The sequence below is a fragment of the Longimicrobium sp. genome, assembly GCF_036554565.1.
In the GTDB taxonomy this organism is placed as follows: Bacteria; Gemmatimonadota; Gemmatimonadetes; order Longimicrobiales; family Longimicrobiaceae; genus Longimicrobium.
The window spans coordinates 1-9,905 of sequence record NZ_DATBNB010000854.1; the positions used below are offsets into that span (position 1 = coordinate 1).

The 9,905-nt window shown below is 69.0% G+C and carries 7 protein-coding genes and 1 pseudogene; all 8 read left to right on the forward strand.

Annotated elements, in window-relative coordinates; genetic code table 11:
• The coding region (locus VIB55_RS24045) for an efflux RND transporter permease subunit (RefSeq protein ID WP_331879222.1) at positions 1-1,453 on the forward strand (1,453 nt) is incomplete at its 5' end.
• A 249-nt stretch (positions 1,454-1,702) separates the two neighbouring features.
• Positions 1,703-2,752 carry a hypothetical protein gene (locus VIB55_RS24050; RefSeq protein ID WP_331879223.1) on the forward strand — a complete coding sequence of 350 codons (1,050 nt, stop codon included), beginning with the start codon at positions 1,703-1,705 and terminating at the stop codon, positions 2,750-2,752.
• Positions 2,749-3,267: a hypothetical protein gene (locus tag VIB55_RS24055; RefSeq protein ID WP_331879224.1), complete on the forward strand. Its 519-nt coding sequence runs from the start codon at positions 2,749-2,751 to the stop codon at positions 3,265-3,267. Before VIB55_RS24050 ends, VIB55_RS24055 begins: the two co-directional genes overlap by 4 nt.
• Complete coding sequence (locus VIB55_RS24060) at positions 3,264-3,458, forward strand: hypothetical protein (protein ID WP_331879226.1); 195 nt, start codon at positions 3,264-3,266, stop codon at positions 3,456-3,458. Before VIB55_RS24055 ends, VIB55_RS24060 begins: the two co-directional genes overlap by 4 nt.
• A 163-nt stretch (positions 3,459-3,621) precedes the next feature.
• Entirely contained in the window at positions 3,622-4,731 is a 1,110-nt protein-coding gene (locus tag VIB55_RS24065; RefSeq protein WP_331879227.1) for a hypothetical protein, read from the forward strand.
• A gap of 22 nt (positions 4,732-4,753) precedes the next feature.
• The gene (locus VIB55_RS24070) at positions 4,754-7,888 is read left to right on the forward strand and encodes an efflux RND transporter permease subunit (protein WP_331879228.1); all 3,135 of its coding nucleotides are present in this window, start codon (positions 4,754-4,756) and stop codon (positions 7,886-7,888) included.
• Positions 7,889-7,920: 32 nt separating this feature from the next.
• Positions 7,921-9,084 carry a 6-bladed beta-propeller gene (locus tag VIB55_RS24075; protein WP_331879229.1) on the forward strand — a complete coding sequence of 388 codons (1,164 nt, stop codon included), beginning with the start codon at positions 7,921-7,923 and terminating at the stop codon, positions 9,082-9,084.
• 173 nt (positions 9,085-9,257) lie between these two features.
• Positions 9,258-9,905: pseudogene (locus tag VIB55_RS24080) on the forward strand (phosphotransferase enzyme family protein); the annotation flags it as partial.

Consider the following 9,905-nt stretch of genomic DNA (forward strand, 5'->3'; position numbering starts at 1 on the left):
GGGCGCCTTCCGCCTGCGGATGGAGCTGCCGCAGGGCACGCCGCTGGACCGCACGGCCGACGAGAGCGCCCGGCTGGAGCGCACGCTGCGCGCGGACCCCGCCGTGGCCGCCGCCTTCACCCGCGTGGGCCGGCAACTGGCGGTCGCGGGGATGGACGACCGCGAGAGCGGGCTGAACACCGCCGTCCTCGACGTGCGTTTGAAGAGCAACGAGGGCACGGCCGCCACGCTGGAGCGGCTGCGCCCGGGGCTGGCGAAGTTTCCCCCCGGCAGCGTGACGGCGGAGTTCGGGCAGGCCACGGCGCTCGGCAAGCTGATGGGCGGCGGCGAGGCAGACCTGGCGGTGCGCGTGCGGGGCGAGAACCTGGATTCGGCGATGGCCTACGCGGCGCGGGTGCAGCGGCGGCTGGCGGCGGAGCCCACGCTGGCCAACGTGCGCGTGGGCAGCGACATGGGGCAGCCCGAGATGCGCGTGGAGATCGATCGCGAACGCGCCGCCGCCTTCGGGGTGGACCCGCGCAAGATCGCGGAGACGGTGGAAGGCTACATGAAGGGGTCGACGGCGACCGACCTGGTGGAGTTCGACCGCAAGGTGCCCATCGTCGTCCGCCTTCCCGACGCCGAGCGCCGCTCCGCCGCCACCCTCGAGGAGCTTCGCGTGGACGGGGTGCCGCTGCGCGAGGTGGTGCGCGTGTACGACGCCGCCGGGCCCAGCGAGATCCGCCGCCTGGAGCAGGGGCGCATGGTGGTGGTGCACGCCGACGTCGCCACGGGCGGGGTAGACGCGGCCGTGGAGCGGGTGCGTGCGGCGCTGGGCGCCGCGCCCGCGCCGCACGGCCTGCGGGTGGAAATCGGGGGCGAGAACGAGGAGATGCGCCGCGGCTTCCGCGGGCTGGCCTTCGCCTTCCTCCTGGCCCTCGTCCTCGTGTACATGCTGCTGGCGGCGGAGTTCGAGTCGCTGCTCCTTCCCTTCATCGTCCTCCTCGCCGTGCCGCTGGCCGCCGTCGGCTCCACCCTCGCGCTGTGGGTGACCGGCGCGGGGATCAACACCATGAGCCTGATCGGCATGGTGATCCTGGTGGGGATCGTGGACAACGACGCGGTCGTCAAGGTGGATTTCATCAACCAGATGCGCCGCGAGGGGATGAGCCGCCGCGACGCCATCTTCGCCGCCGGGCACGCGCGGATGCGGCCCATCGTGATGAACACCATCACCGCCATGCTGGGGCTGCTGCCGATGGCGCTCGCCCTGGGCCCGGGCGCGGAGCTGCAGGCGCCGCTGGCCATCGCCGTCTTCGGGGGGCTGCTCTCGGCCACGGCGCTGACGCTGGTGGTGATCCCCGTCGCGTACGACGTGCTGGACGAGCTGGGCGAGCGCATCGGCGCGGCGTTCGGGCGCAAGCCGGCCGAGGCGGCGATCCCCTTCCCCGCCGGCGTGGCGGCGGGGGATTGAGAAAGATCGATCCGGTTGGGGGCCGCCGACGTCGGGAGAGCGGCCACCGGCGGCGCCTACCTCAACTCAGCGCGCGTCGGTTCGTATGGGTCAGAAAATGCTTGCGCGAGCGATCAGCCGGTTCCATACTTTTACGGGGAGTTTTTGGCAGAGTCTCAACCGTCCGGGTTCAGCACGATGGGCATCGTCTCAACCGCTAAGTGGAACTGCGCCTCACGCGCCGCTCGCGTACGATCCTGGATTGGTCGAATGATCGTCTGCGGCGTCGTCGCGAGCATCTGTGCGTGCGGAGACCGGAACGCGCAGCGCTCCGCGACCCCACAAACGCCGAGGGGCAACGCGCTCGACGAGGTTGTGGAGTGGCACGGCGCGATCGAGTTGGAAGAGAACGAGAAGGTGTTGAACGTCCTTCCATACGCCGCCGTGGATCCACACGGGGGATTTCTGGTGTGGGATGAGCAGGAAGCGCAGATACGTCAGTATAGCCCGGAAGGTCGGCTGCGCGGGTACTTCGGCCGAAAAGGCGACGGGCCGAAGGAATTCCAGTTCCCGAGGGCAGCGATCCGGCGAGCTTCAGGTACCATCCTGGCTTTCGACACCTATGCGCGAGGCGCCGAGTTCGACCAAGCCGGCAGCGCGGTCCTGCGCACCTTCCGGACTCCCGTGGGACCGCTTCATTCGGCCTTGCTGCTCGACGACTCACTCGTGCTTCTCGGGGGACAGGTCGCCGGATCTTCAGGCGAGGCCGCACCTTCGCGTTTGCACGTGTGGAGCTTGGCTGGCAGCACGGTGCGGCGCAGCTTCTTTGCACCCACTCTTCCCAGTGAGGTGCAACGGCTTGCGGCAAACACTGCGGGATTCGTCAGCGCCGACCGCCGGGGCGACGTCATCGCCGCAACGTTCTCTCTCCGCGACACCATCTACTTCTTCGACCTCCAGGGGAACCCGCGTGGGCAGGTGCCGATGCCCTCACGGTTCTACAGGCGCCTGTCCAGCGAATCCCCGCTCCCCTCCCAGAAGAACGGGATCGTGGGTGCGCGCGAATGGATCGGGTCCTTCTCGTTGATCTCCAATGTATTCTGGGCTTCTGACGATACACTGATCGTGCAGTATCAGGACCGGGTCGGGACTGAGCCAAGGTGGAGGCTCCTTGGCCTTCGCCGGGACGGATCGCGCCTGTTCGAAGTCGTCGATTCACCATACCTGATTACTGTGGACCAGGCGAATGGCTGGTTCTACTTCGTGAAGCCCGGCTCTCCCACGCCGAACATCTGGTCTCGTGCCCGGCTTCGCCGATGAGCAGAACGCCGTTCGTTTTCGCCTGGCTCCTTGCGATGGCCGCTTGCGGCCGAACCGCCGGTGATTCACTCAAGCCGGGCGACACCTTCCCGGCGATCGCGGGCGTTCCGGCAGGAGAAGGCCTGCGCGTGGTCTGGGTACTACGGCCAGAAGACTATCTGAAGTGCGCCACCGGCGCCGACCAGGTCCGGCGGTTTCAGAGGCGCTACGGCTCTGGTGTTCCACTCACGGTATTGTACGTAGGCGAGCATCCCGAGTGGGGGCGTGCGTTTTTGATCCGGCACCGCGTAAACGGCTCCATGATCGTCGTCGATCGGCGCCGCTTCGAGCGCACCTTCCGCGGACGACGCGGCAGCGGAGTCCATCTGTTGGAAGGGACGCGCGTGCGGAAAGTCGTGATGCTGGCCGACACGAGCGAACTCATTGAAAAGCTCGAGCCGACAATCGAACCGCTGCTGGCTGGCCGAGGGGGCCGTGATTCATTTAACTTCATCAACATCAAGGAGCTACGATGACCATCAACAAGAAGCGCCTCGCATTGCTGTCGGGAAGCCTTGGCCTCGCGATCGTGGCGACGGGCATCTTCTCGACGCCTGGCGAAACTTCCTCCGTGTACGCTTACGGTTTGAGCAACCAGGGAGAAACCTGTGGTGGAACCTGCGGCCCGAACAACCTTTGCTGCAAGATCGAAGTCGTTGTGAACTAAGCTGGACCGATCGAGGTAAACCCGTGCGGCCCCCTCTCCAGCCTTGCTGTGCAACCCGAGCATGCAACATCGGAAACAACCGACGAACTGGATTCGTCTGTCGCTCACCCTTCTTCTGGGTGTTCCAGCCGCCTGCCAGCATGAATCCGGCGCCGGGAAGTACGTGTCGTACGACAGCGCGGGAATCCAAGTTCAGAATACGGGCACCGGCATAGAGCCCAGCGCCTGGGCCCTCGAGGCCGAACCGGTAATCAGCATTGGCGAGGTGGACGGCGCGCCCGAATACATGCTTCACGACGTACGCGGCGCCCTGCGGCTGCCCGACGGCGGAGTCGTGGTCGCCAACAGCGGGAGCAACGAGCTCCGCTGGTACGATGCGGCGGGCAGGCACGTCCGCTCGGCGGGGCGGGACGGCGGCGGGCCGGGCGAGTTCCTGTCGCTTGCGGGGCTCGCCGCCGGCCCCGGCGGACGCGTGCATGCTTGGGACGCCACCAGCCTGCGCCTTTCGACATTCGGTGCGGACGCCGGACTGCAGGGGTACTGGACGGTTCCCGCGGACAGCTTCGGACCGAACGTCGAACTCGCTGGCGTGCTGGCCGACAACTCCGTCGTGCTTCTGGATGGGTCGAGCACGGTATTCACGCTGTCGCCGGCACCCAGGCGCGACTCGATGCGGATCTGGCATGCCTCACCCGGCGGCGCCGTCCGCAGGATGATGACCATCCCCGGCCCGGAACGTATCACCTGGGGTTCAGCCCAGGGCGCGGTGCGCAGCCCGGCGCCGTTCGCCCGCAGCACGCTGACGGCGGTGGGCGATGACCGCGTCTGGATCGGGGACAACGAGCGGTACGAAGTCGGCGGCTATGGCGACGACGGCAGGCTCCGGCGCCTGGTCCGCCGAGCGGCCGCCCCGCGGAAGGTGAGCGACCGGGAGAAGGACGAGTATCGCCGGGCCTGGCGCGAACGCGTCGGCTCCGGAGGCCCGGTCCCCGGCGCCGCCCTGGAGACGTTTCTCGCGGAGATGCCGTTCCCCGAGACCCATCCCGCCTTTTCGGCGCTGCACGTGGATTCCGAGGGCCGGCTGTGGGTGCGCGAGCGCGACGACGCGGCGGGCTCGCACTGGGCGGTGCACGATGAAGACGGCAGGCTGGCGGGATCGCTCACGCTGCCGCCGCGCGCCGAGCCGCTGGACATTTCCGCCAACCACGTCGTCGCCCGCTGGACGGACGAAGACGGGGTGGAGTTCGTCCGCGTCTACCGCTTCAGGCCGTGAACGCACGCGTGGCTGACCCGCGATGATCCGCTTTTCCATCCGCCGTCCGGTCGCCGTCGCCATGGCGTATGCGGCGCTCGCCCTGCTGGGCGTGGCGTCGTGGCTGAACGTGCCCCTGGAGCTGCTCCCCGATACGCAGCTCCCCCGGCTTCGCGTCACCGTCAGCTGGCCCGGCGCCTCGCCCGAGGTCACCGAGGCGTTCCTCACCTCGCCGGTGGAAGCCGCCGTGCAGCAGGTGCGCGGGGTGGAAACGGTCACCAGCACCTCGGAGGAGGGGCGCGGCACGATCGAGGTGGAGTTCGCGCGCAGCGCCGACATGAACTTCGCGCGGATGGACCTGGGCGAGCGGCTGGCCGCGCTCGACGAGAGCCTTCCCGAGGAGGCCGGCCGGCCGGTGGTGGAGCCGTACGTCCCCGAAGAGTTCCAGGAGCAGAACCGCCCGTTCCTCCGCTATACCATCACCGGGCCGCTCACCGCCGAGGCGCTGCGCACGGTGCTGGACGAAACGGTGGCACCCGAGCTGCGCCAGGTGGAGGGCGTGGCCGACGTGCAGGGCTTCGGCGGGCGGCAGCGGGTGCTGGAGATCGCGCTGGACGAGCGGCGCATCCTGGCGCTGGGATTGTCCCCCGAGCAGGTGCGGGAGCGTGTGGCGGAGGCCGAGGACGTGCGCGAGGCCGGCGCGGTGGAGCGCGCGGGAATGCGGTACACGCTCGCCATCCGCGAGTACGCCGGCTCCGCCGAGCGCCTGCGCCGCCTGGCCCTGCTGACGGACCGCGGGCGCGTCGTCCGGCTGCAGGACGTGGCCGTCATCCGCGACACCTACGAGGAGCCGCGCAGCCTGTACCGCATCGACGGGCAGCCGGCGGTCTCGTTCCAGGTGGTCAAGCAGATCGGCAGCAACGTGGTGAAGGTGGCCGACGCGGTGAAGGCCCAGGCGGCGCTCACCGAACGGCGGCTTCCCGGCGGCGCCCGGCTGATCCTGGACGACGACGAAAGCGAGGCCGTCCGCACCCAGCTGACGGACCTGCGCGGCCGCGCCGTCTCGTCGGCGCTCATCGTGTTCGTGGTGCTCTTCCTCTTCCTGCGCTCGTTCCGCTCGGCCGCCATCGTCTTCGCCAGCATCGCCTTCTCGGCCCTCATCACCCTCAACCTGCTGTACTTCGGCGGGCTGACGCTGAACGTGCTGACGCTGATGGGGCTGGCGATGGGCTTCGGGCTGATCATCGACAACGCCGTCGTGGTGCTGGAGAACGTGTACCGACACGCGCGCACCGCCCCGGACGCCCGCGCCGCCGCCGAGCGCGGGGCGGGCGAGATGGTGCTTCCCGTGCTGGCGGCCACGCTGACCACCATCATCGTCTTCATCCCCTTCGTGTACCTGCAGGGCGAGGTGCGGCTCTTCTACGTGCCGCTGGCCATCGTGGTGGGCTTCACCAACCTGGCCTCGCTCTTCGTCACCTTCACCTTTACCCCGGCGCTCGCGGGGCGGCTGCTGGAATCGCGCGTCCGCACCATCCGCGAGCGCGAGGTTTCCACGCGGCGCCCGCCGTACGAGCGGCTGTACGCGTCGGCGGTCTCGGCCACGCTGCGCCGCCCCTGGCTGGCCGTCGTGGCCTCGCTGCTCATGCTGGGGGGCAGCTTTCACCTGTTCGACAAGTACGTCACCCGCGGGACGGTGTGGCAGCCCTGGTGGAACCAGGAATCGTACATCAGCATCAACTTCGGCCTTCCGCGCGGCGAGGAGCTGGAGCGCACCGACGACCTGGTGAAGTACTTCGAGCAGCGGCTGAAGGCCATGCCCGAGGTATCCCGCTTCACCACCTACGTCTACCCGCAGGCCGCGCAGATGCGGGTAGACTTTCCCGACTCGCTGCAGGAAACGTCCATCCCCGTCTCCATCAAGGAGCAGCTGGAGGCGTACAGCCACCAGTACGGCGGGGCCGAGGTGCGGGTGTACGGCTACGGCCCCTCCTTCTACGGCGGGGGCGCGTCGCCGCCCAACTACAGCATCAAGGTGCTGGGATACAACTACGAGCAGGTGCGGCGGATCGCGGACGACCTGGGCACCCGGCTCCAGCGCTTCACACGCATCCAGGACGTCGACACCAACTCGTCGGGGGCGTGGTACCAGCAGGACAAGGCCACCGAGGTGGTGCTGCGGGTGAACCGGCAGGCGCTGGCGGCGCACGGCGTTACCTCGACCGAGGTGGTGCAGCGGGTGAGCGCGGCGGTGGGGCGCAACGGGCAGCGCGGCTTCCTGCGGCTGGGCGACGAGGAGATGGCCTTCAGCGTGGCGCTCGACGGGCACCAGCGCATGGACGTGCAGCAGCTGCGCGACCTGCTGGTCCCCGCCCCCGGCGGCGCCGCGGTGCGGGTGCGCGACGTGGCGCGGGTGGACGAGCGCGAGGTGCTCAGCCGCATCATCCGCGAAGACCAGCAGTACCAGCGCACGGTGAGCTACGAATTCCGCGGGCCCGCCAAGCTGGGCGACAAGGTGCACGAGGCGGTCATCAAGGCCACCCGCCTTCCCGCCGGCTACACGCTGGTGGGGCGCGAAGAGTGGAAGTGGTCCGACGACGAGCGCACGCAGATCTACGGGGTGCTGGGCATCTCCCTGGTCCTGGTCTTCATGGTCACCGCCGCGCTCTTCGAGTCGCTGCGCCAGCCGCTGTGCGTGCTGCTGACGGTGCCCATGGCGCTGATCGGCGTGTTCATGGTTTTCTTCTTTTCCGGCGCCAGCTTCACCCGCGAAGCCTTCATCGGGGTGATCATGATGGGCGGCGTGGTCACCAACAACGCCACCCTCCTGGTCGACCACCTGAACCAGGTGCGGGCCACGGCCGGGCTCCCGCTCCGCGACGCCATCCTGCGCGGCACGCTGGAACGGGTGAGGCCCATCCTGATGACCAGCGCGGTGACCATCCTGGGGCTGCTCCCGCTCGTGCTGTTCAGCGAGGCCGCCGACGCCAACATCTGGAATGCGCTCGGATACTCGCTGCTGGGCGGCCTGGCCAGCTCCACGGTCCTCGTCCTCACCGTCACCCCGGCGCTCTACCTACTCTTCGAGCGCGGCCCGGAGCGCAGGCGCCTCCATGACGCCGAGGCCGCCGCGCCAGCGCCGTCTGCCGAGCCGGCGCCCGAGCCCGTGCCCGCCTGAGCGAGTCCCCTCTTCCACCGCCGACCCGACCCATGGAACCAAAGATCCGTCGATTCGTTGCCCGTGCCGCCTGCCTCCTTCTCGCCGCCTGCGGGGAAGAGTCCGCGAGCACGGGATTCGTCGTCGACACCCTCCCCGGCGGGCGCGTGGTCGCCAGCAACACCGGGACGGGCGCGTGGAAGAAAGGCGGGGGATGGACGCTCGTCGAAGAGCTTCGCATCGGCACGGCCGACGGCGAGGGACCCGACATGTTCAGCGGAATCCAGGCCCTCCAGGCCGACCCGCTGGGGCGCGTCTGGGTGGCCGACCGGAGCACGCAGGAGATCCGGGTCTTTGGAAGCGACGGGCGGCACGTGCGCACGGTCGGCCGCAAGGGTGCGGGCCCGGGCGAGTTCGAGAGCGTGATGGGGATGTCGTGGGCGGCGGATGGCATCCTGTGGGTGGCGGACGGCGACAACAACCGGTATACCGTTCTCGATACCGCGGGCAGGGTACTCGCCACGCATCGGCGCGAATCAGGGATGATGCAGATTCCCTGGCCCGGCGGCTTCGATGGCCGGGGGCGGCTGCACGACGTCGTTCCCGGCGCCGACTTCCGCCCGTCGGTGGTGCGCTATGGGCCCGGCCTGAAGCAGGCCGACACGGTTCCACTCCCGGAGTACGAGCAGGCCAGCTTCACCATCGTTCGCGACGGCCGGAGGCGGATGAGCGTGACGGTGCCGTTCGCGCCGAGCCGCGACTGGCGGGTTTCACGCGGGGGCGTGTGGATCGGCACCGGCGAAGCGTTCCGCGTTCACCGGCTGGGCGAACGCGGCGACACGGTGTTCACCGTCGAGCGGCAGTACGAGCCGGTGCCGATCACGGCGGCGGAGCGGGATACCGCCCTGGCACGGCTGAAGTGGTTCACCGACCAGGGCGGAAAGGTGGATGCCTCGCGGGTTCCCGCCCACAAGCCGGCGTTCGAGGGGTTCTTCGAGGACGACCAGGGCTACCTGTGGGTGCGGCCGTACACGCGCGAGGGCCAGGAGGGAGGATACGACGTGTTCGACCCGGCCGGCCGGTACCTGGGACACGTGGAGATGCCGGGGCGCCCCGGCTACGTGCAGCCCGTAGTGCGAGGCAACCTGCTGTACGCGATGGTGCTGGACGACGACGACGTCGGGTACGTGGTGCGGTACCGCATCCAGGGGCGCTGAGCCGCCTGGACGGCCGGATGGGATCGAGGAGGGACGGAGAACGGGCTCTCCGTCCCTCCTCTTCGTCTCGCCGTGCGAGGCCGTTCTGACGCGGCTGCATCTGACGGCACCGTGGTTGCTGCGTTACATTCCTGACAGGCAGCAACCTTTCGGTCCGAACGACAGGCAGCGCAGTGGACAAGGTCTTTCGCAAGCTCTTCAAGCAGCACTTCGGCGCCCCGCCGGTCAGCATCCTCGAGATCGCGGGCGACGGCTCGGCGCGCAAGATGGTGCGGCTGGTGGGCGAGAACATGGAAACGGCCGTGGGCGTCGTGGGCCCTGACCCCGACGAGAACCGCGCCTTCCTCTCGTTCTCGCGCTCCTTCCACGGCATCGGCCTCCCCGTCCCCGAGATCTACGCGGTGGACGAGAAGGCCGGGATGTACGTAGAGGAGGACCTGGGCGAGACCACCCTGTTCGACGCCGTCTCGCAGGCCCGCCAGGCCGACCCCCAGGCCGACTTTCCGGCCGAGATGCTGCCCGTGTACCGGCGCATCCTGGAGGTGCTTCCCCGCTTCCAGGTAGAGGGCGGCAAGGTGGTCGACTACTCCGTCGCCTACCCGCGCGCGGCGTTCGACCGGCAGTCCATCCTGTGGGACCTGAACTACTTCAAGTACCACTTCCTCAAGCTGGCGCACATCCCCTTCAACGAGGCGCGGCTGGAGAAGGACTTCCGCCGCTTCGCCACCTTCCTGCTGGGCGCCGACACCCGCCACTTCCTGTACCGCGACTTCCAGTCGCGCAACGTGATGGTGCGCGAGGGCGAGCCCTGGTTCATCGAC

Bases quoted from the DNA above. Each gene is read 5' to 3' on its own strand.
- VIB55_RS24050 (WP_331879223.1), top strand. From the start codon at position 1,703: ATGATCGTCTGCGGCGTCGTCGCGAGCATCTGTGCGTGCGGAGACCGG.
- VIB55_RS24055 (WP_331879224.1), top strand. From the start codon at position 2,749: ATGAGCAGAACGCCGTTCGTTTTCGCCTGGCTCCTTGCGATGGCCGCT.
- VIB55_RS24060 (WP_331879226.1), top strand. From the start codon at position 3,264: ATGACCATCAACAAGAAGCGCCTCGCATTGCTGTCGGGAAGCCTTGGC.
- VIB55_RS24070 (WP_331879228.1), top strand. From the start codon at position 4,754: ATGATCCGCTTTTCCATCCGCCGTCCGGTCGCCGTCGCCATGGCGTAT.
- VIB55_RS24075 (WP_331879229.1), top strand. From the start codon at position 7,921: ATGGAACCAAAGATCCGTCGATTCGTTGCCCGTGCCGCCTGCCTCCTT.